This is a genomic window from Microbacterium mcarthurae (assembly GCF_046064585.1).
Lineage (GTDB): Bacteria > Actinomycetota > Actinomycetes > Actinomycetales > Microbacteriaceae > Microbacterium > Microbacterium mcarthurae.
Window position 1 is genome coordinate 346,364 of sequence record NZ_JAROCE010000002.1, and the last position, 25,614, is coordinate 371,977.

Below are 25,614 nucleotides of genomic sequence, written 5' to 3' on the forward strand. Positions count from 1 at the left end.
GCCACCGCGGCGAGGCCGCGTTCAGTCGCGCGAGAAGGGGCTGGGCACCACGGGGAACGCGCCCGTGTAGCCCTCGCGCTCCGCGGCGAGCTCGGCGATGCGCGCGCGGCAGGCGAACCAGCCGATCGTGATGAGAACGCTCGCCACGAGCGCGACCAGCGCCGTCGCGGGCGAGTCGATGAACACCAGGATGAGCACGGCGGCGAGGAACGCGAGCGTCAGATACGCCGTGTAGGGCGCCCCGAAGAGCCGGAAAGACGGCCGGACGAGATGCCCGCGGTCGGCGAGATACTTCAGCCGCATCTGGCACGCCACGATCGTCGCCCACGTCACCAGGATGCCGACGGCCGCAACATTGAGCACCGTCTCGAAGGCGTCGGTGGGCGCGACGAAGTTGATCACGACGCCGACCACCGCGACGCACGCCGTGATGGCGATCCCGCCGTACGGCACACCGGCCCTGTTCATCCGCGCGGCGAACTTCGGCGCCGAACCCGCCACCGCCATCGAGCGCAGAATGCGGCCCGTGGAGTACAGCCCCGCGTTGAGCGACGACAACGCCGCGGTGAGGACCACCAGGTTCATGATCACGTCGACGCCCGGCACCCCGATCGACGCGAAGAACGTCACGAACGGGCTCTCGTCCTTGGAGTACGCGGTGAACGGCAGCAGGAGCGAGAGGAGCAGCACCGAGCCGACGTAGAACACGGCGACACGGATGATTACCGAGTTGACCGCACGGGGGATGACCTTCTCGGGGTTCTTCGTCTCGCCCGCCGCCGTGCCGATCAACTCGACCGCGGAGTACGCGAACACCACGCCCTGCATGAGGATGATCGCGGGCAGGATGCCGTTGGGGAGGAAGCCGCCGTTCTCGGCGATCAGCGAGAAGCCGACCGTTCCCCCGGTGGGGGTGCCGAAGATCACGAAGTAGGTGCCGACGAGGAGAAATGCGACGAGCGCCGCGACCTTGATGAGGGCGAACCAGAACTCGAGCTCGCCGAACACCTTGACGGATACGAGGTTGACCGCGAGCACGGTCACGAGCGCGGCCAGCGCCCAGACCCACTGGGGGACGGCGCCGATCCACGGCACGTACTTCCCGAAGAAGTTCATGTACAGGGCCGCCGCGGTGATGTCGACCATCGTCGTGGTCGCCCAGTTGATCCAGTAGAACCAGCCCGAGACGAAGGCCGCTTTCTCTCCGAAGAACTCGCGCGCGTAGGACACGAACGATCCGGAGGTCGGGCGGTGAAGAACGAGCTCTCCGAGCGCCCTCAGGATGAAGAAGGCGAACAGCCCGCACACGGCGTACGAGAGCACGATGGCCGGTCCCGCCTGGGCGAGACGACCGCCCGCGCCGAGGAAGAGGCCCGTGCCGATGGCGCCGCCGATGGCGATCATCTGCACTTGTCGGGAGTTCAGGCGCTTGTGGTACCCGGCGTCCTCGAGTTGCACGGTGGATGTGGATGTCGGCTCGGCATCTTTGCCGAAGCCTGTCGCAATGGTGTCAGTCACCCGCTCATCTTCGGCATCCGGCGCGTGCGGGTCCGCCCGTCGCGCCCCGCGGATGGCAGGGTCACAACCAGTGCTTGCGTTTGAACGTCAGCCACAACCCCAGGGAGGTCGCGGCCATGAGGCTCAACGCCATCGGGTAACCGAGGGTCCAGTCGAGCTCGGGCATGTTCCGGAAATTCATGCCGTAGATCGCCCCGACCAGTGACGGGCCGAACAGGATCGCCGCCCATCCCGAGATCTTCTTCACCTGTTCGTTCTGCTCGAGCGACGTCGCGGTCTGTCGCTGAGCGACGAGCGTCGCATTGACGGTGAGAGCATTGTCGAGAATGGCGCGGAGCGCCGCGACCTTATCGCTCTGGCGCAGCACGTGGTCGAGCACGTCGCGCAACGATCGCTGCAGCTCGATGTCGACCCCGTACTTGTCGGCCCCGCGCAACAGCGCCTGCAGCATGTCGCGGAGGGGGTCGGTCGCACGCTGGAAGTGGATGACCTCGCGCGCCAGTTCGTAGATGCGCTGCGTGAGCTCGGCATCGCCGCCCTCGAACAGCTCATCCTCGATCTCGTCGACGTCGTTCTGCAGACCCCGCGCCACAGGGTCGTACTGGTCGACCACCTCGTCGAGGATGGCGTACAGAACCGCCTCCGGCCCGCGCGCGAGCAGCTCGGGGTTCTCCTCCATCCGGCGACGGACCCGTGAGAGGTCCGGCACCTCCGCGTGCCTCACCGTCACGACGTACTCGGGCCCGATGAACACGTGAAGCTCGCCGAACTCCACGGTCTCGGTCTCGTCGATGTACCGCGCCGGGCGCAGGACCGCGAAGAGGTTGTCGCCGTACCGTTCCAGCTTGGAACGCTGATGTCCGGCGAGCGCATCCTCGACGGCGAGCGGGTGCAGCGAGAACTCCGCCGCCACTCGCTCGAGCTCCTCCGGAGACGGACGCAACAGACCGATCCACGCCATGCCGCCGTGGGCCTCCATGTACTCGAAAGTCTGGTCCAGGCTCGACGGGTTCTGGATGCGGTGACCGTCGACGTACACCGCGCTGTCGATGATGGGCATGATGAGAATCCCCCTCAGGGGTGGGCGATGGATGAGGGTGGCGCTCAGTGTTTCTGCGGGTCGTGACCCCAGTTCATCAGCGAGTACCTCCAGTCAGTGTCGCTCACGTCGCCCTTCGGCCGCTGCGCTCGGTGCCGCTTGACGTACCCCACGACCTTCCGCATATGCGCGAGGTCGGCATCCGTGAGGTCGGCCTTCTTCTTCCCGAGGATCTCCACGATCCGACGCCCGCTGCGATGCCCCGTCGACTCTCCGCCGCCGTCCTTCTGCCCGACCGCCTTGGACTCGTCGGTGTCGAGCCACTTCTTCAGCTCGCTCGCGGTCATGTTCACCGCGTCGTCGAAGTCGGCACGGGTCTGCTGGTCGTCATCGTTCATCCCGTCATCCTGATCCGCGACGCGCTGCGACGGCCGACCCTTGCGCCGGGGGCCGGGACGTGGCATCCATCGGGTCAGCCGACGGGCTCGGTGGTCGTTCGACGGGACGCGGACCGGACGGCGCCGATACTCGCCGCGATGACCAGGGCGACGCCGCAGAGCTCGAGCCACGACAGGTGCTGGCCGAGCAGCAGGAAGCCGGCCACGGACGCCGTCGCCGGCCCGAGGCTCATCATGATCGCGAACGCCGAGGCCGGGAGACGGCGCAGAGCGATGAGCTCCAGCGCGTACGGGACGGTCGACGACAGAAGCGCCACCGCCGCACCGAGGGCGAGGATCTCGCCGCGCAGCAACACCTCCCCCGCTTGCGCGACGCCGAACGGCAACGCCAGCACGGCGCCCACGGTCATCGCCAGGGCGAGGCCGTCGAGCCGGGGGAACTCCCGCCCCACCCGTGCCGAGGCGAGGATGTAGAGCGCCCAGCTGACGGCGGCGGCCAGCGCGAACAGCACGCCCAGCGGATCGAGCCGGTCCCATCCCCCGGCCCCCAGCGCGACCACTCCGGCGAGCGCCAGCCCTGCCCACAGCCAGCGGCCGACGCCGCTCGCGGTGATGATCGATAGAGCGAGCGGGCCGAGCACCTCGATCGTGACCGTCACGCCCAGGGGGAGACGCTCGAGCGCGAGATAGAACAGCCCGTTCATGGATGCCAGCACAACACCGAACCAGCTCACCGAGCGCCACGCCGCGGGGCTGTGACCACGCAGACGTGGACGCGCGATGGCGAGCAGGAGCAGCGCCGAGAAGACCAGACGCAGCATCACGATGCCGAGGGGCCCCGTCTGCGGAAAGAGCATGACGGCGAAAGACGCCCCCACCTCTTGGCAGGTCAGGCCGATCAGGACGAGCGCCGCGGCGGAATTCCGACCAAGACCCGCGGTCATCGTGCGGTCACTGCGCGGGAGGGCAGATCGCGATCGTCCCGAGGTTGTCGCGCATCTGCTGCGCCGTCCAGGGAAGGCCCGCTTCGGGGACGCTCCGGCCGTCGGCCGCCGGGGCCTTCGAGGCGATCGCCGCGAGCTCCCACGCGAGCCACGCTCCGGCTATCCCGTTGGCGCCGGAATTGTTCAGGACCACCGCGACCGACATACCCGTTTCGGGGTCGGCGAACGCGCCGACGATGTATCCGGGTGCGGAGCCGTACTGTCCGATGAGTGATCCCGCCTGATAGGCGCCCCCCGCGGCGGTGAACCACGTCGGCGAATCGGCACTCACGGGCAGGGGCGCGGCGAAGCGATCGTTCTCCTCGGACAGCAGCGCGCCGGAGGCCAGGGCCTGGGCGTACCGCCCCAGATCGGTGATGTCGGTGACGGCGCCGGAATCTCCCGCGCCGAAGCTCGCCGACGACACCGTGTAGTTTCCCGGGTCGCTGCAGTTCCAGGCGCCATCGGCGTTGGGCTGCGACCAGTAACCGTTGAGAGCGTTGGAGGAGGGCGCCGCGGCGGTGGGGCCGGGAAGCGAGGTCGCGTCGAGGCCGAGCGGCTGAGCCACCCGTTCGGCGATGAGCGTCGAGAGTTCCTGACCGGTGGCCCGTTCGACGGCCAGGCCGGCCAGGAGGTAGTTCGTGTCGGAGTCGGCGAAGGCCGCACCGGGCTCATTGCGGCGCGGGCTGGCGACGCCGTAGGCCATGAGCTCGCGCTCGTTCCACCCACGGCCGGGGTTGCTCAGCACCTGGTTCGCCAGGATCGGCTGGTACGAGCCCAGGCCGGACGTTCCGGCGCACAGCTGCCCCAGGGTGATGTCATCGAAGCCCGGCAGTCCGCTGACCCACGTCGACACCGCATCGTCGAGGGAGAATGTGCCGGCCTCCGCGAGTTCGTAGACGATGTCGCACGTCATGGCACGCGTCACGTCGGCCGCACGGAAGCCCATGTCCGCGGTGACCTCGGCACCTCCGGGTCCCTGCGTTCCGAGACCGGTCACCCACGTGCCGCTCCACGGAGCCCATACGCCGACGATCGCGCCGGTGGAACCCGTGACAGCCATCGCCGAGGTGACGGCATCCTGCAACTGCGCGACGGTCTCTTCAGGAAGAGAGGTCTGAACCTGCTCGGGAACGTCGACGTCCGCCGACGCCTGCGGGGTGCACCCGGAGAGGACGAGGGCGAGGACACCGGCTCCCGCGACCGCCAGGGTCGCTGCGCGACGCCATCCCCGCATACTCACCCCACGTTCCCGGCGCGACGAAGCGCGCCTCCGAAGAATTCAAACACACGCGGAACACATGCCGTGGCGGCTTGCGCTCGCGCGGAGTCACGTCTGCATCACATCTGCGTGATCCCGCAGCAAACAGGGGTTAGGTTTACCTAACTCGTTGCGTATGATGTCCGCATGAAGGCCGTCGCTTCGTTCTCCGCCGCGCTGCGGGAGCGCTCGAGCGCCGCGCACGCGCCCTCCGAACTCGCAGACTTCATGGTCGACCTCATCACCGGTGCGGGTACCCGCGAGGACTACATCGCCCACGTCGCACAGCAGTGGTTCATCTACGAAGCCCTCGAGGCCGGCGCCGACCGATTGCGCGATGACCCGGTGGTGTCGGTGTTCCTCAGCGACAAGCTCACACGCCTGCCCGCCATCCGCGCCGACCTCGCATTCCTGATCGGCCCCGACTGGCGCGAGCGCATCTCGCCCCTGCCCACGACCCAGGCCTATGTGTCGCGCATCCGACGGCTCGCCGCCCGGTGGCCCGGCGGCTTCGTCGCCCACCATTACACGCGCTACCTCGGCGACCTCTCGGGCGGTCCCTCGATCGGCCGCCTGCTGCAGCGGCGCTTCGGGTTCGAGACCAATGGCATCGGCCTGTACCTGTTCGCCGACATCGCCGATCCCACCGCCTTCAAGCGCGTCTATCGCGAGCAGCTGGATGCCGCGCCCTGGGACGACGACGAGAAGGAACGCGTCATCGACGAGGTGCTCGTCGCCTATCGCTTCACGAGCGAGCTGTGCGCCGACTTGGCTCGCGCGAAAGCCGGCCGGGTGGCCTGACCACGAGAGCGCGCCGGGCGGTCGGCCCGCTCACGTCACCTGCGCCGCCTGCTGCCGACCGAGCCAGGCTTGCTTCATGAAACGGCGGACGTCCTCGTCGACACGGATGTCGCTCGGGCGCAGCGGCCGCGTGAGATACAGGCCGTCCAGCGACGTGAGCCGGCTCAGCGCCACATACGTCTGCCCCGGAGCGAAGGCCCCCGCGCCGAGGTCGACGACGGCGCGATCGTACGTCTTCCCCTGCGACTTGTGGATCGTGACCGCCCACGCCAGACGAAGCGGGAACTGCGTGAACTCCGCCACGATCTCGCGCGACAGATTCTTCGTGCCGGGGTCGTAGGCGTACCGATAGCGCTCCCAGACGGCCGGCTCGACGTCGTGCTCGACGCCGTCGACCTCGACGCGCACGCTGTCGCCGGCGATCCGCGTGACGGTGCCGATGGTGCCGTTGACCCAGCGCGGAGCCTCACCGAACTGCCCGGCGTCATTGCGCAGGAACATCACCTGGGCGCCGATCTTGAGCGTCAGCGCGAGCTCGGCCGGATAGTTGGCCTCGCCGCGGCCGAAATCGCCCGAGATCTCGGCGTTCGCGGTCTGCGTACGGCCGACGAGCTCGTCGAGGTGGCGCCGGTTGATCTCGTTGACGCGGTCGTTGCGCGTGGCGAGCGTGATCACGGGGTGCTCGCCATCCGCCGGGTCGGGGGGCGTGCGCGCGCCGGCGCTGTTGAGCACCCCCGCCATCTCGGCGGTGACCCGGCCGTAGCGTACGGCGTTCAGAAGCGTCTTGAAGCCGGGATCAGACTGGCGGTGGATCTCGACCAGCTCATTGACGTGCAGGTCGGCGCCGTGCCGACCGATGTCGATGAGCCCGTCGGTCGCGGCCTCTCCCGACCACACCTTCGCGTCGAAGAACCAGAACGACCGGTAGTGGTCACGGATGTACCGCGCCTCGTCGCCGCGAGGAGGCACGGGGGCCAGCTGGTACGGATCGCCGAACATCACGATCTGCGTGCCACCGAACGGCTCGGCACGACGACCGCGGGCCTGACGCAGCGAGCGGTCGATGGCATCCATGAGGTCGGCGTTGACCATCGAGATCTCGTCGATGACGAGCGTGTCGATCGCATTGAGGATCTTGCGGGTCGCGTCGTTCTGCTCGATGTCTCCGTTGGCGATGAGTCCGATCGGCAAGCGGAACAGCGAGTGGATCGTCTGGCCCTCGACGTTGAGCGCCGCGACGCCGGTGGGGGCGCACACCGCGATCTGCTTCTTCGTGTTCCACGCCAGGTGCTGCAGCAGCGTCGACTTGCCCGTACCGGCGCGGCCGGTGACGAACACGTGCTCGCGCGTGTCCTCGATCAGCCGGAACAGCGCCTGCTGCTCGGCCGAGAGAGGTGGCGTGGTCACCGGTTCATGCTAGTTCGCGGGCGCGCCCGCGGCACGGTGGGGCGGCTCGGTGTGGACGACGAGCCACTGGGCCTCTCCGGCGAGAACGTCGTCGATGTGGGCACGGAAGCGCGGGCACTGGGTGATGTCATGCGCCCGACACGAAAGGGCGTGCTCGGTCATCGCGCGGGCTTGCGCGATGTCAGCCGCACGACGGTCGAGTTCGGCGACGTGCTCCTGGAGAACGCGGTGCCGATCCGGTGCGCCCTCGTCGAGGAGCACGCGAATCTGCTCGAGCGACATCCCCGCCGCCTTGTTCCGGAGCACGACGGCGATCCGCACCAGGTCGTCGTCGCCGAATCGGCGTCGCCCCGCGGGGTCGCGCGCGGGGTGGAGGAGCCCTTCGTCCTCCCAGTGCCGCAGGACGTGAGTCTCGAGACCGAACCGCGCCGCGGCATCGCCGATGGACTCACCGTTTGACTTCATGTCGACATGAAGTCACATCATGGACCGCAACGCAAACGGAAGGGACCCCATGTACGAGGCGATCATCATCGGCGGCGGCCCCGCCGGCCTTCAAGCCGCTCTCACCCTCGGCCGCATGCACCGGCGAACCCTGCTGCTCGACTCGGGCGAGTACCGCAACGCCACCGTCCCCCACGCGCACAATCTCCTCGGCAACGACGGCACGGCTCCCGCCGACCTGCGCGGCCGCGGCCGCGACGAACTCGCCGCCTACGCCACCGTGGAGGTTCGGGATGCCACGGTCTCGGCCGTGGCATCCGACGACAACGGCGTGCGCGTCGAGATCGAGGGAGAGGTCCTGCACGCCGAGCACCTCGTCCTGGCCACCGGTCTCTCCGACGACCTTCCGGCCATCCCGGGGCTCGGTGAGCACTGGGGTGATCGCGTCGCCAACTGTCCTTTCTGTCACGGACACGAATTCGCCGGGCGGCCGGTCGCCGTGCTGAACGCCTCCCCGCATGCGGCGATGCTGGAGTCGATGCTCCGGCCGGTGGCATCCGAGGTGGTCGTCCTCGACCCCGCCGCCGTGACCCGCGCCGACGGCACCGCAACCGGGCTGCGGCTGACCCTCGAAGACGGGGGCACCGTCGAGGTGGCGGGCGCGTTCGTCGCCCCGGTGTCCCGGCAACGGGCGCCGTTCGCCGCCCAGCTGGGTCTGGAACTCCAGGAATCGGGTGCTGTGCGCGTCGATCCGTTCGGACGCACGAGTGTCGAGGGCGTCTTCGCGGCGGGTGACATGGCCCACGCCGATCATTTCCCCGGCCCGATGGCCAGTCTCGCCGGGGCGATCGCGGCCGGACAGCTCGCGGCCGTTGCGATCGTGCAGCGCCTCGCCGCCCGCGGATGACACCTGCGGAGCGACGCATTCCGCCCGCTCGCAGGCGAGCTTCCTAGACTGGGGGCGTGGAGAGCGCGGGTGGGGGACCGACGGCACCCGAGGTTGCCGCCGCGCGTCCGCGTCGCCTCGCCCGCGATCTCACGATCCTGGGGCTCGTCGGGGCTCTTCTCCTCGCCGCGCTGGGCGCCGGCGCCGCAGCCACCTATCGCGAGCTCTACAGCCCCCGCGCCTTCGTGCTGCACTATCTCGAGCTCCTGGAGGACCGACGCGCGGCGGAGGCGCTCGCCGTCCCCGGCGTCGCCGTGGATTCGGCCGAGCTCGAGGCCGCCGGCCTCCCGGCGACCGCGTCCGAAGCGCTCCTGCGCTCCGACGCCCTGCAGGGGATCGGCGACACCCGAGTCGTCGAAGAGGTCACCGACGGCGACGTGACCCGCGTCACCGTCGCCTACCGCGCCGCCGCCTACGACGGTCGCACCACCTTCGTCGTCCGGCAGGACGGCTGGATCGGCGTGGCGCCACGCTGGCGATTCGACGTCAGCCCCCTCGCCGTCGTCGACCTCACCGTGCGGGGATCGATGAGGTTCTCGGTGAACGGCTTCGAAGTCGACAAACGTCAAGTCTCCGTCGACGGGGTGGATGCCGACCCGTCCGCCGCCGTACCCCTCCTGGTGTTCTCCCCGGGCCTGTACTCCGTCGCCGTCGACACGGCGATCTCGGCCACACCGGGCGTTGCGATCCTCGCCGATGCCCCTCTGACCGGCGTGCCCGTCGACGTGCAGGCGGAACCGACCGAGGAGTTCGTGTCGGTCGTGCAGCAGCGGGTCGAGGATTTCCTCACCTCCTGCGCCGAGCAGGAGGTGCTCCAGCCCACCGGCTGCCCCTTCGGGTTCACGGTCCGCAACCGCATCGACGACGCCCCGACCTGGTCGATCGTCCAGCAGCCCACCGTGTCGGTCGTTCCCGACGGTGCCGGGTGGCGCATTCCTTCGGCGAAGGCCGTCGCGCGTATCGAGGTCGACGTGCGATCGATCTTCGACGGCTCGGTCCGCACGGTGGAGGAGGACGTGCCCTTCACCGTGGACGGGGAGATCAGCGTGCAGCCCGACGGCTCGGCATCCATCACCGTCGGCGGACGCACCGACTGACGAAGCGACGGGCCTCAGCGTCCGCGTGCGGCCTCACGCTCGGCGAGCCGGGCATCGCGGGCGGCGAGGCGCGCGAGTTCGGCGTTGTACTCGTCGAGCTCGACGTCACCCACCCGGTCGACGTGGCGATCGCGGCGACGCTGCTGACGCTCGTCGCTGCGGCTCCACTGAATTGCGACGGCGATCGCGAGGATCAGGGTCGGGATCTCGCCGACGCTCCACGCGACGCCGCCTCCCGCGTACTGGTCCTCGAGAGGTGTGAGACCCCATTCGCGACCCATGGCTCCGAACCACTCGGCGGCCATGAGCCCGGAGTTCATCATGATCGCGATGCCGAAGAACGCGTGCATGGCCATGACGGTGATCAGCACGAGGAGCCGCCCCGGATACGGCAGCCGGAAGGGCACCGGGTCGATGCCGATGAGGCTCAGCACGAACAGATACCCCGTGATGAGGAAGTGCGCGACCATCCAGATGTGGCCGATGTGGTCGTACAGCGACCACCGGAACAGGTCGGTGTAGTAGAACGCCCACAGCGACCCGATGAACAGTCCCGCGGCGACGAACGGGTTGGTGAGGACCGTCGCGACGGGGTTGTGCACGGCCCACAGGATCCACTCGCGGCCGCCGCGCGTGCCGTCGTCGCGCTTGCGGATGGCACGCGCAGCGAGAGTCACGGGGGCGCCCGCCACGAGCAGCAGCGGGATCGCCATCGACAGCAGCATGTGCTCGATCATGTGCACGCTGAACAGGTAGTCCTGGTACACGCTCAGCGGGCCCGACGTGACCCAGAAGATCGCGACCATACCGAGCGACCACAGCACCGTGCGATGGATCGGCCACGCGTCGCCCCGGCGGTGCAGACGCCACGCGCCGGCGAGGTAGAAGAAGAGACCGAAACCGGCCACGAACGCCCACAGCAGATCGACGTCCCAGGCGGTGAACCAGCGATCGATCGTGAACTCGGGCGGGAGCGGCGACCCGGTGAGCACCTCGGCCGGGGTCTGGCCGATCGGGGGCAGCGCGCTCGCCGGCGGAGCCGTGCGGGCCAGGGCGACGGCGACACCACTCGCGACGCCCATGAACACCAGCTCGAGCAGGATGACACCCCAGAACCGCCGCGATCCGTCGTCGTCGCTCATGCGCGCGATGAGGCGCCGGCGGTACCACGCGCCGAGGAGGCCGATCGCGATCAACGCCGTGACCTTGACCAACACCAGCACGCCGTAGGGCGAGAGGAGGTTCTGCCATCCGAGCAGCCCGATCGAGGCGCGCACCGTTCCCGAGATCGCCACGACGAGGAAGGCGACGAGCGCGAGCGTCGAGTACCGCAGAAGCGTCGTCTGCAGCTGCGGTCGGGTCATGGCCGGCCGCACCACGACGAGCAGAACCAGTCCACCGAGCCACACGGCCGCGGCGAGGATATGGAGAACGAGCGAGGTGACCGCGGCGGTGTGGCTGGCCTCGGTACCGGCGTGCCCCTGCGTGCCCATCGGGATCAAGGACGCGAGGGCGAGGATCGCCACGAGGAGCGTCGGAATCCACGTCCGTACGGCGAAGGTCAGCACCGTGAGGACGGCACCGGCGATCGTGGTGATCAGCCACGCGGGACCGATCTCGGTCTCGACCAGGAAGCGCCCCAGCTGCTGTCCGAAGACCGCGTCGAGCGTCGGGGTTGCGTTGATGACGTTGAGGAACGTCAAGAATCCGGTGGCCGCGGATGCCACGGTGAAGATCGCCGCGCCGATGGATGCCGTGTCCAGCGCGATCTCGAAGGGCCGCTCGCCCGCCTGCAGCGCGAAGAGGGCGAGCACGAGCGAGCCCACCATGGTCGCCGCGGAGAGGTTCACGGCGAGTGTCGCGAGGGGAAGACCCCAGCGCACGACGGGGCCGGGGTCCGCCAGGAGCGACGGGGCGGCCCCGCCGCCGTAGACGAGGCCCGCGACGACGCAGACCACCGAGACCACGACGAGGATGACGGGTCCGGCCACGCGCAGGGCTCGGGAATTCACCCCCCAAGCCTACGTCGCGTGGGATGACAAGAGGGGGGATGCCGGCTGGCATCCCCCCTCTCGACAGGTCTTTGTCGCTTTACTTGACGGCGGCCTTCAGCTTCGAGCCCGCGGTGACCTTGACGCGCTTGCCGGCGGGGATGGAGATCTCCTCGCCCGTCTGCGGGTTGCGGCCCGTGCGAGCGGAGGTCGCGACCTGCTCGAATGCGATCCAGCCGGGGATCGAGACCTTGCTGCCCTTGGCGACCGCCTCGGAGACGGTGGAGAAGAGGGAGTCGAGCACGCTCGACACGGCGGACTGGCTCTGCCCGGTCGCGCTGGCGATGCTCGCGACGAGCTCGGTCTTGGTGATGGACTTGTCGGCCATGTGGTTGTCCTCCAGGCGACGGTCGTGTCGCCTCTCGTTACTCGGACGAGGAGGAAATTCTCCTCGGTGGTCGGGAGACCGCCTCGACAGTATCAACCGAACCGCGGAATTACGCGGATTTTGACGGATCTCGCCCGCGAAGGGTCGGCGTGTCGCTCTCGAGCGCGAGTGCAGAGACCGGTCGGAGCTCCGGAAGCAGGGAACACCGCGGCCGCGGTGTGCCATCGATCGCGCCGTCTCCCGCTGATCGGGTGAACTCCAGCGGGGAAGGGTCTAGCCGATGGTCGAGCCCCCGCTCGAACGATCGACGGCGCGCGGACCCGCCCGCAACGACGAATCCCCGCCGCATGACGCCGGAGGAGCATCAAATCGATTCGACGAACAAGGCTCTCACCCCGACTTTCAGAGTCGACGAAGTCATTGTCCTCGGCGAGGAACCGGGTGAGCATCGCTGCGCGGAGCGGCGAGGCTCTCGGACCACGTCTCCCTGGCTCGGGGCACCGACGTCCGCGACTCACAACACCAACCGAAGGGTCAAGTAACGATGACGTTCACCCAACCACGAACACCACGCACTCTCGCCGCGTTATGCATCGCGTCAGCGATGCTGCTGGCGGTCCCCGCCGGTACCGTGCTTGCGACCGCTCCCGCCGCCGCCGCGGTCTCTGAGGGCGATCCGAAGATCGAGGAAGCGTTGAAGAATGCGCCCGAACTCAAGGGCGCGACGTTCGACGTGTCTCGCGTCACTCTTGTGCCAGGAGAGATGACGGCGGAGAATGGCACGTTCACGCCCAGCGGGCGGAAGGTCTTCTTCGACCATTCCCTGGCCAACCCCATCAACCCCGAGGATCGGGACCAACCGCCCCTCACCCTCACGAGCGTCTCCCAGTCGTGGACCCACACCGACAAGACGGTCTTCACGAGACAGAACAGCTTCGGTACGTCGTTGACACTGGGCATGACGTCGAAAGCCAAGGTCGAGATCAAGGGCATCTTCAGCTCCGAGTCCGACTTCAAGCGCGAGATCACCGTCAGCTACAACTACACGGACCAGCAGTCGACCTGGACCGAGGACTCCGTCACGGTGACGTCCTCGGCACAGAGCGCCCAGGTGCGACCCGGACACAAGGTGAGGATCCAGCAGTGGGTCGACATCGGTGACTACGAGGCCGACCTCACTTTGCACGCCACGCTTCAGGGCAACGTCGTCATCTATCGCTGTGGCACGTCCGTGTCGGTGCCGATCGGCCGCCTCGCTGCGATGACGCGCGATCCCGGCCAAGGTCCGCTCTTCCCGGGCGCGAAGCCCGACGGCGACGTCCTGCGCCTCACTTCGTCCGTCCACTGGAAGGCCAACCTGGCGTCCTCGGCGCGCACCGAGGTGACCGACTCCGTGCTGCCGGTCGCCACACCTGCCCCGACTGCCCCGTCCCCGACACCGAGTCCTACGACTGCATCCCCGACGGCTTCCCCCACCCCGACGGCTTCTGCCTCCCCCACGGCTGCCCCCCACGCACGGAAAGCGGCACGCGCGGGTGCCTTCGTCCCAACGGCCGTCGGCACATCGGGGAAGCCCCAGCTTCTGCGCGACGTGATCGCGTGCACGACCCCGTCTCAGTTCGTCAACTGGGAGAGCACTCCGCGGGAGGCGCAGCCGCTGACTCCGGGAGCGACCGCTGTGGGGAGCAGGCTCTTCCTGACCGCGGAGAACACCCTCACGTACACCTTCAACTACCGGAACGCCGACAACCGGGTAATCGAAACGAACGTCGCCAGTGTCGTGGGCGGCCAGTCGTACGGAAACGAGTGGACGACGCTCGTGCGCAAGGACGGGCAGGCCTATAGCTGGCATCTTCGCGATAACGACGTCTTCAAGTGGACGGAGGGGAAGTGGCCCAAGGGGACGCGCGCCGTAGGGTTCCACGCGTATCTGACGCCAGCCAAAGACCTGTACTACAAGAACGTGCTCATCGCGCAGAACGTCACCTCCGCGACCGGAGGCCGGATGAACTTCGACGAGACCTGGCTCACTTTCGTCAGCAACGGAGCGGGATACATGTGGTCGGGCGCCTTCTCTCCGCAAGACCTGCCCCCCGGGACCACGCCCTCGGCTAAGCCCACCCTGGAGGATCAGGTTCCTGCGGGAACCAAGGCTGTCGGCGCGCACGCATACCTGTTGCCGGATGGTTCGCTGAAGTATCGCAATTCCGTGATCGCGACGGGCGTGACGTCCGCTCTGGGAGGCACCATGGGTGACTCCTGGCACAGCTGGTTGTCGTACATCTCGAACGGCACGGCGTACACCTACCACCCTTGGCTGTCGTCGCCCCAAACCAACGCCTATTTCCTCCCGAAGGGCACGAAAGTCGTGGGATTGAAGAGTTATCTCAGCCCCAAGGGCAGCCTCTACTCGAACAGCAGAGAGGTCGCGAGGAACGTCACCAGCGCGAACGGAATCGGCGAGTCGGAGGAACTCATCACCTTCACGCGCAAGGCTGACTGACCGGGGCAGAGGTCACCCCGGATCGAAAGACGAAGGGCGGGGGCTCCTCACGGAACCCCCGCCCTTTGCGGTGAATCGGTGCTTACCAGCTCGACTTGGTCACGCCGGGCAGCTCGCCACGGTGCGCCATGTCGCGGAAGCGGACGCGCGAGACGCCGAACTTCGTCAGCACGCCACGGGGGCGGCCGTCGATGACGTCGCGGCTGCGCACGCGCGCGGGCGACGCGTTGCGGGGCAGCTTCTGCAGGCCCACGCGGGCGGCCTCGCGGGCCTCTTCGGTCGCGTTGGGGTCGACCAGGGTCTTCTTCAGCTCGGCGCGCTTCGCGGCGTAGCGCTCGACGACGACCTTGCGCTGCTCGTTGCGCGCGATCTTGCTCTTCTTAGCCATGCTTAGCGCTCCTCTCGGAAGTCGACGTGCTTACGGACCACGGGGTCGTACTTCTTCAGCACGATGCGGTCGGGGTTGTTGCGGCGGTTCTTGCGCGTCACGTAGGTGTACCCCGTGCCGGCGGTCGAACGCAGCTTGATGATCGGACGGACGTCCTGAGCCTTCTTCGCCATTACAGCTTCACGCCCTTCGCCTGCAGGTCACGGACGACGGCTTCGATACCGCGAGCGTCGATGACCTTGATGCCCTTCGCCGAGACGTTGAGCTTGATGTTGCGACCCAGCGACGGAACGAAGTAGGTCTTCTTCTGCACGTTCGGGTCGAAGCGGCGCTTCGTCCGGCGGTGCGAGTGCGAGATGTTGTGACCGAAGCCGGGAACCGCTCCAGTCACCTGGCACACTGCTGCCATGGTGGTGTCTCCTTCTGTACCGTGACACCGGACGGTGCCACCCAAGATCCCTTGTCTGCACCCCCGTCCGGGCACAGCGCGAAGCCGGGATCGGAAGAAGGGGTACGTACTGCGTGCTGGAGTGCGCGCAGACAAGCGATCAGTCTAGCACGTCCGGCGTGTCGCCTTGACGGGCCGCCGCTTCGGCGGCTCCGCGCCCCCAGCGGAACACCGACACGGTCGGGTCGCCCGCGATCCAGAACCGCCACGGGAAGGCATCCGTGCCCGCGATGCCGGCCACGCCCACCCGGGGCCCCGAAGCGATGACGTCGAAGGGCCGCTCCGGCAGCAACAGACGCGCCCGCGCACCCGCACGCTCCGCGCCGGTGACCGCGTCGATCCCGTCGTGCACCGGATGCCGCAAGCCCACCGCATCCCCCAGCCGTCCGGGTCCGCGCGCGAGGTCACGCGGCGCGCGCACGACACCGCCGCGTTCGCGGCGCCGACGTTCCGCGACGTCGGCGCCCTCGATCACCTCGCCGCCACGCAGCAGCACACCGCCCGCGACGCCGTCGGGGCCGCACACGACGTTCACGCACGAGTGGATGCCATGGCTCAGGTACACGTAGAGGTGTCCGGGCTCGCCCCACATCGTCGCGTTGCGCGCGGTCGGTCCGCCGCGCGCGTGCGAGCCGGGATCGGGCCGGTCGCCCGTGCCGAGCCCGTGATACGCCTCCACCTCGCTGATGCGCAGGACGACGCGCTCCCCTCCCACGACCGTTTCCAGATGCGCGCCGAGCAGGAGCGGCGCGACCTCGACCGGCAGGGCGGCGAGATCGTCACGCGTCGCCGGTCGTGTCATCCGGGAGGCACCTGGCACCACGACAGGTCGAAGCCCTGCAGGGCGGCGAGCTCCTGCCCGGTGTCGATCTCGACGAGGTGGGTCTGCAAGCGCCCCGGAAGGGGCAGCTGGTAGCGGTCGAACGGGTTGTCGATCGCCTGCGGGGCGATGAGGACAGCGGCGTAGCGGCCGCTCGGCGACACGCAGGTCTGCAGCACCGTGTCGGTCCCGGGCACTTCGAGGAGCGGGCGCACCGCGCCCTCGGTGTCGACGTGCCCGATCGTGGTGGCCCGATACGCGCCCCCGGCGTCGATGTCAGCGAACGACCGGATCGTGCCGGCGCCCTCGCCGGGCACGGGCGTCGCGCGACCGGCCATGCCGGGTGGGTTCACCGGCTCCTCCAGCGCCTCCTCGGAACCGTCGGTGAGGTTGATCTCGCGGATGCCCTCCAAGCGCTCGACGATCGCGACCGCAGACCCGCGCGCGATGCCGTCGATCGACAGGGCGCTGCCGAGAGGCGCCGCGTTGCCGCCCTCGGCGTCGGTCAACAGCAGACGGGAGTCGAACGTGAGCACGAGCATGCTGTCGGTGTCGGGCACGAAGCGCCAGTCCGCGACGCGCACGTCGCCGCCGTTCAAGCCGACCTCGACCGGTGGTGCATCATCGCCCGCGGACGCCGTGAAGAGCTTGCTCTCGCGTCCGCCCGCGGCGCCCAGGGTGGCATCCGAGAACGTGAAGCCCACGCGCTCACCCCGATCGGCGGACTGCAGGTTCGACACGAATCCCGGCCCGGGAAGGGCGATGTCGCGCGCGTTCTGTCCGTCGAGGTCGGTGACGATGACACGAGCGCGATCGCCCTCGCGCACCGAGACGACGAGGTGGTTGGCGGTGGCGCGGTAGTCCTCGATGTGCTCGTGCGTGAAGACGGGGAGGCCCGCCTCGCCGCGGAGGTCGGTGCGGAAGATGGTGTCGCCGTCCGCGGTGCCGCGCTGCATCAGGAACGCCTGCAGCGGCGGGGTGCGGAAGGTCTCGGTCAACGTGGCGCCGGGGCCGGCGCCCAGCCCGCGCACGTCGCGGACGGTCACGCGGTAGTCGGAGTCGTCGCGCAGCGGCAGCGTGAACCGGATGCCGACGCTGCGCCCCGAGGTGTCGACGGTGAATGGCGTCGCCGGCTCCACCTCGACCTGCGCGGGGTCGACGTCTTCGAGCGACTGCGTGGTGGTGAGGATGACGCGGGCCCCGGATGCCGCGACGGCGGCGTCGGGGTCGACCTGCACGTCCGTGACGCGCGGTCCCTGCGCGACCGAAACGACACCGCCGACGCCCCCGACGAGGAGGAGCACGCCCAGCACCGCCGCGAAGGCGAGGACGAACCCCCGCCCGCGGCGCCGGCGCGCGCGCCCGCGACGGGAATCAGTACTCATACGGGTCCGCCGGCTCGTCGATCGTCGCCACCTGATCGGCGCGCACCTCGAGCGCCCCGTCGCCGGTGGAACGGACCGTTCCGGTCACCGTCACCCACTGCCCCGTCGAGGGAGCTGATCCCGAGGCGGTGATGGGCAGGCGCGCGGTCTGCGCGTCGATCACGCAGTGCGTGATGACCAGGCGCGTGAGGTCGAAGGTCGCGCCGTCCTCCCCCGGGGTGATGAAGCCGGTGAGGGTGACCGGCTTACCGTCGAACGTCTCGGGGTTGGTCGCGTGCGCGAAGATCGCCGACCAGTCGCCGATGCCGAACGTCGAGGTGTCGCCCGAGGCGGCGAGAGTCACGACGTCGGAACCGGCGAACAACGGTGGCGCACCGACGTCGCGCGAGACCGCGAGCTCGGCCGACAGCGAGGCGGGCGGTGTCAGCAGCACCGCAATGACCGCCCCCGAGGCGAGGAGCCCGCCGCTGAACGCCGCGACACCCGCGGGCGTCAGCCGCGGCCGCGCCGCCAGATGGTCGTGGGCGGCGCGATCGTGCGCGTCCCACGCGTCGGCGTGCTCGTGGTCCGCGTGCGCGAAGGCCTCGCGGCGGGCGCGCGCGGGGGCCGGAGCGTGCCCGTGCTCGTGGTCGTGCCCATGGTCGGCCTCGGCGCCCAGGGGCAGCGCGAAGGTCGCGACGGAACCGAGCAGGGCGACGAAGGCCATCCCGACGGCGAACCACGCCGAGTCGGGGTTGATGTACAGGGCGATGCGGCCGGTGAGCCACAGCGCGATCGTGGTGACCGACAGGCAGGCGGTGAGACCGACCCCCAGCCATCGCGTGGCGAGAGCACCCGTTCTAGACAAGGAGGTTCACCACCGTTCCGAGAGCGAAGGCCGCCAGAACGACCACCGCGGTGATTCCCACGAGAACACACGTCGTGAAGGTCGTGCGCAGCAGCGCGTACAGCTTGAGGTCGACGACGGGCCCCACGACGAGGAACGCCACGAGCGAACCCGGCGTGAACGTCGACGCGAACGAGAGCGCGAAGAACGCGTCGACGTTCGAGCACAGCGACACCACCACCGCCAGCAGCATCATCGCCGCGATGGACAGCGCGGGATCGGACCCGATCGCCAGCAGGGCGCTGCGAGGGATGAGCACCTGCACCGCACCCGCGATCAGCGAGCCGATGATGAGAGCCGGCATCACCGACCGGAGCTCGACCACCAACTGCGCGAGCGAACGGCGCCCACGGCCGCCGCGCTCCTGCACGACGATCTCGCACGTCTCGAGGAAACGCTCGGTGAGCAGCTTGTCGGGGTCGGGGTGTCGGCTGTAGAGCCAGCCGATGAGGTTGGCGATGAGGAACCCGCCGATCAGGCGAGCGACCAGGATGCCATCGCTGAAACCGAACGCCGCGTGCGTGCTGATGATCACGATGGGGTTCACGATCGGCGCCGCCACGAGGAACGTCAGGGTGTCGGACACGCCGAACCCCCGCATGAGCAGGCCGCGGGCGAACGGCACGTTCCCGCACTCGCACACCGGGATGAACATGCCGAGCAGGGACAGCACCGCGCGGCGCGCCCACGGGGTGCGTGGCATCCAACGCTCGATCGCGCCGGGCGGCACCCACACCTGCACGATGATCGACAGCAGCACGCCCAACACGACGAACGGAAGCGACTCGATGAGGACGCTCAGGGCGAGGGTGAGACCGTCTTGCGCTCGCATCGGGAGCGGCGCGGGGAAGAACGTCGGCGCGAGCGCGTCGACGAGGAAGAGCCCGGTGATGACGACGACACCCAGGCCGAGCGCGACGAGGGTGCGGGAGACGCCGGACCGCGGGGGTGCCGGCGCGGCGGATCGACTAGTCGTCGCCACGCTCACGAGCGCGCGCCTGCGCGCAGGAGGCGCAGACGCCGAAGATGTCGACCACGTGCTCGGCCTCGGAGAAGCCGTGTTGCGCGGCGGTGCGCTGCGCCCACTCCTCGACCGCGTCGGCCTCGATCTCGACGGCGACGCCGCACGATCGGCAGATCAGGTGGTGGTGGTGGCCGCGCGTCGCGCAGGCGCGGAACAGGTTCTCGCCCTCGGGACTCTGCAGCGAGTCCGCGTCGCCCTGGGCGGCGAGGCCCGCGAGCGCGCGGTAGACGGTGGCGAGGCCGATACCGGTGTTCTCGTCGCGCAGAGTGGCGTGCAGCGACTGCGCGCTGACGAAGCCGCCCGCATCCGCGAGCGCCTCGCGGACGCGCTCGCGCTGCCACGTGTTGCGCTGAACCATGGCTGCGAGTCTAGCGACGCGACCGGTGAATCGGCTGGGGACGCCAGGCTACAGCGCCCTCGTCGTGCGGTCGCGGCGCGCACCGACGACGCGGCACACGAGGTAGATCGCGAACGAGATCGTCGTGATGTACGGGCTCACCGGCAGCGTCCCGGCGACGGCCAGCAGAACACCGCCCACCGCCGAGACGAATCCGAACACCGCCGCGAGCAGCGGTACCGACAGCGGACCGGATGCCACGCGCATCGCCGCCGCCGCCGGGGTGACCAGCAGCGCCATCACGAGGAGCGCGCCGATGATGTGCACCGCCACGGCGACGATGAGCCCGAGCAGCAGCATGAACCCGAGCGACACGGCCGTCGTGGGCACTCCTCGCGCCGCGGCGGACTGGGGGTCGAGGGAGTCGAACCGCAGCGGCCGCCAGATCATCAGCAGCGCCACGAGCACCGCCAGACCGATCACGACGAGCCAGCCCAGCTGTGCGCTCTGTACCGAGACGATCTGCCCCGTGAGGAGACTGAACCGAGTGGCGCTGCGCCCGTTGTAGAGCGACAGGCACAGGATGCCGACACCCAGGCCGAACGGCATGAGCACCCCGATGATGGAGTTGCGGTCGCGGGCGCGGGCTCCGAGCAGACCGATGATCGCCGCCGCGATGAGCGACCCCACGATCGACCCCGAGACGACGTCGACGCCGATGAGGAGGGCCACCGCTGCGCCGGCGAACGAGAGCTCGCTGATGCCGTGTACCGCGAAGGCCATGTCGCGCTGCATGACGAAGACGCCGATGAGACCGCCGACCAAGCCGAGCACAGCGCCGGCGTAGACGGAGTTCTGCACCAGCTCGAGGATCGCGCCGTATTGGCTCACGCCGCCGAATAGCGCGTCGCCGACGTCGGACCAGTTCATGCGCCGTCCTCGTCGTGGTGGTGGTGATGCGCTTCGTCGGCATCCGGTGCCCCCACGACGACCAATCGACCGCCGGCCCGCGTCACGTAGACCGGTGCGCCGTAGAGGGAGGTCAGCGTCTCGGAGGTGAGCACTTCCTCAGGGGTGCCCAGCGTGAAGCGCCCGTGGGCGATGTAGAGAATACGGTCCACGAGCGAGAGCACGGGGTTGATGTCGTGGGTAACCAGCAGCACGGCGGCGTCACGCTCGCGACGGTGCCGATCGATGAGCCGCACGACCGCTTGCTGGTTGGCAAGATCGAGGCTCGTCAGCGGCTCGTCGCACAGCAGCAGACGCGGGTCGTCGGCGAGCGCCTGTCCGACGCGCAGGCGCTGCTGTTCGCCGCCGGACAGGAGCCCCACGGGGCGATCGGCGAACTCCGCGGCCCCGACGGCTTCGAGCAGCTCATCGATGCGGGCCCGGTCCTTCGCGCGCGACAACGGCAGCCCGAATCGGTGGCCGTCGACGCCGAGCCCGACGATGTCACGGCCGCGCAGAGGGGTCTCGCGCGGGAGGGGACGCTGCTGCGGGACGTAGCCGATGCGCCGGTTCCCCGCCCGGCGAACGGGCGCGCCGAGCGCGTCGATCGTTCCGCCGCTGAGCCGCTCGAGTCCGAGGATCGCGCGCAACAGGGTCGTCTTCCCCGAACCGCTGGGGCCGAGGACCGCAACGAGCTCGCCGGGCCCGACCTCGAGGTCGAGCCCGGACCACAGCTCGCGTCCGCCGCGCTCGAGAGCGGCTCCGCGAATACGCAGGGGTGGGGCGTCGCTCACGCCGCGAGGGCGTCCGACAGCGCGGTGATGTTGCTCTGCATCCACGAGACGTAAGTCTCCCCCTCGGGAAGGGTCTCCGTGAACTCCAGCACGGGAATGCTCTTGGCCTTGGCCTCGTCCATGACCTGTGTCGTCTCGGCCCCGCCGGTCTGCGGGTTGACGATCATGACGGCGATCTCGCCCGAGTCGATGAGCTGCAGCGACTCCAGCAGCGTCGCCGGGGGAACGTCCTGGCCCTCCTCGACGGCCTCGCTGAACGCACTCGGTGTCGCGTTGGTGAGACCGGCGGCCTCGACGAGGTAGACGGGCACGGGCTCGGTCACGAACACCTTCGCGCCGGCATCCTTCGCTTCGATCTGACCGAGGGCGTCCTCGAGACCGGCGATCTGCTCGACGAAGGCCTCGGCGTTCGCGGTGAAGTCGGCCGCGTGGTCGGGGGCGAGCTCGCCGAGGTGCTCGGCGATCGCTTCGGCGAGGTGCTCGACGGTGTGCGGGTCGTACCAGACGTGCTCGTTGAAGCCCTCGATGTGGTTGTGCCCATCGCCCTCGGCGTGATCGTGACCGTCCCCCTCGGCGTGGGTCTCGCCTTCGGCGTGGTCGTGAGCGTGGTCATCGGCGCTCTCGCTGGGGGCCGCGGATGCCGACGCCTCGTCGGCATGCGCCTCTTCGTGCGATTCGGCGCCCGGGTAGTCGTGGTTGTACTCCACGGCGGTGAGCACCTCGGCGGTGGACCCGCTCGCCTCGACCAGCGACTCCATGAATGAGTCGTACCCGCCGCCGTTCTCGATGACGAGCTGCGCGTCCTTGAGGGTGAGCTGGTCCTGCGCGCTGGCCTCGTACGAGTGAGGATCCTGCGAGGTCGAGGTGATGATCGACGTGACCTCGACGAAGTCGCCGCCGATCTCCTCCGCGATCGATCCGTACACATTCGTGGATGCCACGACCGACACCGTGTCTGCGGCGCTCTCGGTCGCATTGCCCGCCGTGGGTGCGCCGCCGGCGCAACCGGCGAGGGCGAGCGCGGAGACCGCACCGAGAACGAGGGGAGCGAAAACGCGTCGGGTCATGCCTCCTACGGTAATCGTTATGATAACCGTTCTCAAATCAGTTCCCGGGTACTTGACGTATCCGAGTGCCGCGAGGGATGAACGGGACCTGGATGCCGCCCGCGATCAGCGAGGCAGCGCAGGCCGGGCGACCACGTCGCAGGTCATCCGCGTGGAACGAGCTCGATCCGGATCGCCTCGATCCGTTTGGCCTGTCCCGTCGTTCCCGCCGTCTGCCCGCCGGTCACCCAGTCTCGCCACACGCCATCGACGAAGACGGCGTACCGCACCCGATAGTGGTCCGCGAGCTCGCCCTGGAGCCGCAACTGCACGGCCTCCAGCCGCAACCCGCGCCCCTCGGTACCGGCCACACCCGGCGAGTCCCCCCAGTCGGTCCACCCGATGTCCTGCACGTGGGCACGGAGCCCGAGGGTCCCGTCGTACTCGGAACTGGCGATCGATGCCCGCAACGCCTCCATCTGAGACCCTGCGCCGATGGCGCCGCTGTCCACACCGGACACGACGGGCACCGTCCAGCCGATGGAGGACATGTGCGTGGCGTAGGCGACCGTGCTCCCCGCGACGGGGGCGGCCTTCTTCACGAGGCGTAACTGAACGGCCTCGACGCGGAGTCCCCGGCCAGTGGTGCCGGCGTCGGCACCGCTGGTCACCCACGGCATCCACCCGAGGTTCTGCACGTGAGTTCGGTAGGAGAGCTCGTAGTCCGCCGCGAGCCGTGCCGTCAGCGCGAAGCTGACCGCTTCCAGGCGCAGCCCTCGACCGGTCGTGCCGATCGTGCCGTCGCCCGTTGTCCAGGGCGTCCAGCCGATGTTCTGCACGTGCCCCCGCGACTGGATCTGGCCGGCGGTCGCTCCACCGGCGAGCCCGAGCGACAGCGCCTCGAGCGCGAGTCCCCTGCCGGTGGTTCCGATGAACTGTCCCGACGTCGCGACCGGCTGCCACCCGATCTGCGCCGAATGACCGGCGGAGGTAAGGACCGGCATCTCCGGGGCGTACCGGGAATCGAGGTACGCCACGCGCTGCGCGACCCAGTCGCGGAGGAAAGCCGCCTCTTCGTCCCACGTCGAGGCCACCGGACGCGCTCCAGCGATGATCGACTCTCGCTCGAGAACCCCGCTCCAGCGGTCGAAGTTCGCCCGGGCCGAGGCTTGCAGTGACGCGATGTCGGCGTCGAGGCGTGCGAGCGTCCCCTCGATGGCCGGGCGGAGCTGGGTGGCGTAGATCTGAGCGGCTCTCTGCGCGAACTCCGGGTTACGGAACAGCTCTTGGTACCAGGCCGTGCCGCCGGGACGTAGCGTGCCGGCATTCATCATGTAGTCCTGGGTGGGGTCCGCTCCGAGCGCGGCGGAGTTGTAGAGCCCGAGAGCGATGTCGAAGTCCCACGCCGGTCCGGCGTGGAGGACATCGTTCGGCCCGTCACGCCAGAAGTACACGCTGGATGTCACGGCATCCGGGTTCTCCGAGAACTCGAGGACGAAGTAGTACTGGATGAACGAGTCGACGTCGATCATCGAGCTGATCGTCGACCAATCCGGGTCAGGCGCGTAGAGGGCCGCCTCGAACGCGTCGATGTCATCCTGGGCGCCGCGATACGACGCGGCGAGGTCCGGTGGCAAGGGGGCCGCCACTTTCTGCACGGCGTCCTTCAGGACGAATGTCGTTCCGCTGGTCTTCGTGGTGAAGAAGAACTCCTCGCTCGTGCCGTAGCTGTTGTCGAGCTCGAGGAGGAGACCGCCCGGACTTGTGAGGTCCAATCGGTTCTTCTTGACCTCGACCTTCTCCGTCAGAAGGTAGGTGCCGAGCGATTCACCGTTGATCGTCAGCTCGACGGAACGAGCGTCCGGCGAACCCGCCATTCCGAACTGCGCGGCGAGGTCGAGGGTGGTCTTGTTCCGCAATAGAGACGGGTCAGCGTGATTTGCGAGCAGGATCCACGTCTTCGCCTTCGGCAGGCCGAGCACAGACGTCGATGTGTCGAATTTGATCTGGTACGGCTTCTTTTCCAGCAGCCAGGTGAAGTTCCCACGGCCCTTGATCTCTTCGAGAGATGCGTTCGTCAGGTTGTTGGCCGGAGTGACGGCATCGGTCAGAGTGAGGACGGGATGGGCTTCTGTCATCGGGTCGGCGGGGATCGCCTTCTTCGACGCGTTCAGCTGAGCCAGTGTGTATCCCGTCGGCAGCGAGATGTCGAGGCGCGGGATTGTGCCGGTCGGGATCGCTCGGGCAGCGACGTCCGAGGGAGTCCGCTGATCTTGGGAAGCATCGACATCGGGGGCCAGGGACGGATCGAGCCCGTCACGCCCGGACGCGCCGGTCTCACTTCCGGCCTCGTCTCCACCGGCCGGAGGTGTCGGCGCGTCGACCGCGGGCGTCGGCCCATTCAGGTGAGGCGTCGGTGTGTCGCCCGGGACCACGGTCGCCCCCGGAGATGGAGAGGAATCGGGGGGCGGCGTCGCGAGCGCGGTGGCCGCGTTCGCATTTCCCATCACCAGGGAAAGACCGAGGACCATGCAAAGCACGGCGTACCGGAAATTTGACGTCGTCGGCGTTTGCACCGGGTGAGGCTAACACGCTCCCCAGCGAAGTCGAGAAAGCCGAAGTGCATTCGTACCGGCACACCAATGCGTCACGAGAACCCGCGACAAATCAGCCGAGATGAATTGCTGGGCTCATTTCTACCGTTCGGCCTTACGTACGACAGCGGCGCCACCCCGAAGGGTGACGCCGCTGCAGTCGTCAAG

At 68.8% G+C, this 25,614-nt stretch carries 25 protein-coding genes; 4 read left to right on the forward strand and 21 right to left on the reverse strand.

Annotated features, from left to right (window positions below):
* Positions 1-21 precede the first annotated feature (21 nt).
* From P5G46_RS08235 to P5G46_RS08255, 5 genes are all read right to left on the reverse strand, one after another.
* Positions 22-1,506, reverse strand: a complete 1,485-nt coding sequence (locus P5G46_RS08235) for an amino acid permease (RefSeq protein ID WP_375095385.1) — start codon at positions 1,504-1,506, stop codon at positions 22-24.
* 73 nt (positions 1,507-1,579) lie between these two features.
* A complete protein-coding gene (corA, locus tag P5G46_RS08240) occupies positions 1,580-2,578 on the reverse strand; it encodes a magnesium/cobalt transporter CorA (protein WP_239275465.1) in 999 nt (332 codons plus the stop codon).
* Positions 2,579-2,622: 44 nt separating this feature from the next.
* On the reverse strand, positions 2,623-2,955 hold the full coding sequence (locus tag P5G46_RS08245) for a DUF3140 domain-containing protein (RefSeq protein ID WP_239275464.1): 333 nt from the start codon (positions 2,953-2,955) through the stop codon (positions 2,623-2,625).
* A gap of 74 nt (positions 2,956-3,029) precedes the next feature.
* Positions 3,030-3,899, reverse strand: a complete 870-nt coding sequence (locus P5G46_RS08250; protein WP_239275462.1) for an EamA family transporter — start codon at positions 3,897-3,899, stop codon at positions 3,030-3,032.
* Between the two features lie 7 nt (positions 3,900-3,906).
* Positions 3,907-5,175: a serine hydrolase domain-containing protein gene (locus tag P5G46_RS08255; RefSeq protein WP_408905623.1), complete on the reverse strand. Its 1,269-nt coding sequence runs from the start codon at positions 5,173-5,175 to the stop codon at positions 3,907-3,909.
* A 171-nt stretch (positions 5,176-5,346) separates the two neighbouring features.
* Here P5G46_RS08255 and P5G46_RS08260 point away from each other — a divergent pair, with 171 nt between their 5' ends.
* On the forward strand, positions 5,347-6,000 hold the full coding sequence (locus P5G46_RS08260) for a biliverdin-producing heme oxygenase (protein ID WP_239275460.1): 654 nt from the start codon (positions 5,347-5,349) through the stop codon (positions 5,998-6,000).
* A 30-nt stretch (positions 6,001-6,030) separates the two neighbouring features.
* Here P5G46_RS08260 and P5G46_RS08265 read toward each other — a convergent pair whose 3' ends face one another.
* Positions 6,031-7,407 carry an ATP-dependent DNA helicase gene (locus P5G46_RS08265; protein WP_239275458.1) on the reverse strand — a complete coding sequence of 459 codons (1,377 nt, stop codon included), beginning with the start codon at positions 7,405-7,407 and terminating at the stop codon, positions 6,031-6,033.
* A gap of 9 nt (positions 7,408-7,416) precedes the next feature.
* Positions 7,417-7,872: a MerR family transcriptional regulator gene (locus tag P5G46_RS08270; RefSeq protein ID WP_239275456.1), complete on the reverse strand. Its 456-nt coding sequence runs from the start codon at positions 7,870-7,872 to the stop codon at positions 7,417-7,419.
* A 19-nt stretch (positions 7,873-7,891) separates the two neighbouring features.
* Here P5G46_RS08270 and P5G46_RS08275 point away from each other — a divergent pair, with 19 nt between their 5' ends.
* Together P5G46_RS08275 and P5G46_RS08280 are read left to right on the forward strand one after the other, a co-directional pair.
* A complete protein-coding gene (locus P5G46_RS08275) occupies positions 7,892-8,758 on the forward strand; it encodes an NAD(P)/FAD-dependent oxidoreductase (protein ID WP_239275454.1) in 867 nt (288 codons plus the stop codon).
* A 56-nt stretch (positions 8,759-8,814) separates the two neighbouring features.
* Complete coding sequence (locus P5G46_RS08280) at positions 8,815-9,894, forward strand: hypothetical protein (protein ID WP_239275452.1); 1,080 nt, start codon at positions 8,815-8,817, stop codon at positions 9,892-9,894.
* 14 nt (positions 9,895-9,908) lie between these two features.
* Here P5G46_RS08280 and P5G46_RS08285 read toward each other — a convergent pair whose 3' ends face one another.
* Both P5G46_RS08285 and P5G46_RS08290 read right to left on the reverse strand, forming a co-directional pair.
* On the reverse strand, positions 9,909-11,906 hold the full coding sequence (locus P5G46_RS08285) for a bifunctional copper resistance protein CopD/cytochrome c oxidase assembly protein (protein ID WP_239275450.1): 1,998 nt from the start codon (positions 11,904-11,906) through the stop codon (positions 9,909-9,911).
* A gap of 79 nt (positions 11,907-11,985) precedes the next feature.
* Positions 11,986-12,273 (reverse strand): HU family DNA-binding protein, encoded by a 288-nt coding sequence (locus P5G46_RS08290; RefSeq protein WP_022878194.1) that lies wholly within the window; start codon positions 12,271-12,273, stop codon positions 11,986-11,988.
* 544 nt (positions 12,274-12,817) lie between these two features.
* Between P5G46_RS08290 and P5G46_RS08295 the strand changes: the two genes are divergently transcribed.
* Positions 12,818-14,776 carry an ETX/MTX2 family pore-forming toxin gene (locus P5G46_RS08295; protein WP_408905451.1) on the forward strand — a complete coding sequence of 653 codons (1,959 nt, stop codon included), beginning with the start codon at positions 12,818-12,820 and terminating at the stop codon, positions 14,774-14,776.
* 82 nt (positions 14,777-14,858) lie between these two features.
* Here the strand turns inward: P5G46_RS08295 and rpsN are convergent, their stop codons facing one another.
* The 12 genes from rpsN to P5G46_RS08355 form a co-directional block, all read right to left on the reverse strand.
* Positions 14,859-15,164 (reverse strand): 30S ribosomal protein S14, encoded by a 306-nt coding sequence (gene rpsN, locus P5G46_RS08300; protein WP_239277189.1) that lies wholly within the window; start codon positions 15,162-15,164, stop codon positions 14,859-14,861.
* A 2-nt stretch (positions 15,165-15,166) separates the two neighbouring features.
* On the reverse strand, positions 15,167-15,337 hold the full coding sequence (gene rpmG / locus P5G46_RS08305; protein ID WP_013584775.1) for a 50S ribosomal protein L33: 171 nt from the start codon (positions 15,335-15,337) through the stop codon (positions 15,167-15,169).
* Positions 15,337-15,573, reverse strand: coding sequence for a 50S ribosomal protein L28 (rpmB, locus tag P5G46_RS08310; RefSeq protein WP_013584774.1), 237 nt, complete (start codon positions 15,571-15,573; stop codon positions 15,337-15,339). Before rpmB ends, rpmG begins: the two co-directional genes overlap by 1 nt.
* A 139-nt stretch (positions 15,574-15,712) precedes the next feature.
* Positions 15,713-16,414 carry a DNA-3-methyladenine glycosylase gene (locus tag P5G46_RS08315; protein WP_239277190.1) on the reverse strand — a complete coding sequence of 234 codons (702 nt, stop codon included), beginning with the start codon at positions 16,412-16,414 and terminating at the stop codon, positions 15,713-15,715.
* Positions 16,411-17,817, reverse strand: coding sequence for a hypothetical protein (locus P5G46_RS08320; protein ID WP_239277191.1), 1,407 nt, complete (start codon positions 17,815-17,817; stop codon positions 16,411-16,413). Before P5G46_RS08320 ends, P5G46_RS08315 begins: the two co-directional genes overlap by 4 nt.
* Entirely contained in the window at positions 17,807-18,664 is an 858-nt protein-coding gene (locus tag P5G46_RS08325; RefSeq protein WP_408905452.1) for a TIGR03943 family putative permease subunit, read from the reverse strand. Before P5G46_RS08325 ends, P5G46_RS08320 begins: the two co-directional genes overlap by 11 nt.
* Complete coding sequence (locus P5G46_RS08330; protein ID WP_408905453.1) at positions 18,657-19,691, reverse strand: permease; 1,035 nt, start codon at positions 19,689-19,691, stop codon at positions 18,657-18,659. Before P5G46_RS08330 ends, P5G46_RS08325 begins: the two co-directional genes overlap by 8 nt.
* Positions 19,672-20,085, reverse strand: coding sequence for a Fur family transcriptional regulator (locus P5G46_RS08335; protein ID WP_239277194.1), 414 nt, complete (start codon positions 20,083-20,085; stop codon positions 19,672-19,674). Before P5G46_RS08335 ends, P5G46_RS08330 begins: the two co-directional genes overlap by 20 nt.
* 48 nt (positions 20,086-20,133) lie before the next feature.
* On the reverse strand, positions 20,134-20,994 hold the full coding sequence (locus P5G46_RS08340; RefSeq protein ID WP_239277195.1) for a metal ABC transporter permease: 861 nt from the start codon (positions 20,992-20,994) through the stop codon (positions 20,134-20,136).
* On the reverse strand, positions 20,991-21,806 hold the full coding sequence (locus P5G46_RS08345) for a metal ABC transporter ATP-binding protein (protein ID WP_408905454.1): 816 nt from the start codon (positions 21,804-21,806) through the stop codon (positions 20,991-20,993). The genes P5G46_RS08340 and P5G46_RS08345 overlap by 4 nt, the downstream gene beginning before the upstream one ends.
* Positions 21,803-22,873, reverse strand: a complete 1,071-nt coding sequence (locus P5G46_RS08350) for a metal ABC transporter solute-binding protein, Zn/Mn family (RefSeq protein ID WP_408905455.1) — start codon at positions 22,871-22,873, stop codon at positions 21,803-21,805. Before P5G46_RS08350 ends, P5G46_RS08345 begins: the two co-directional genes overlap by 4 nt.
* A gap of 143 nt (positions 22,874-23,016) precedes the next feature.
* The gene (locus P5G46_RS08355; RefSeq protein ID WP_408905456.1) at positions 23,017-25,287 is read right to left on the reverse strand and encodes a CotH kinase family protein; all 2,271 of its coding nucleotides are present in this window, start codon (positions 25,285-25,287) and stop codon (positions 23,017-23,019) included.
* Positions 25,288-25,614 lie beyond the last annotated feature (327 nt).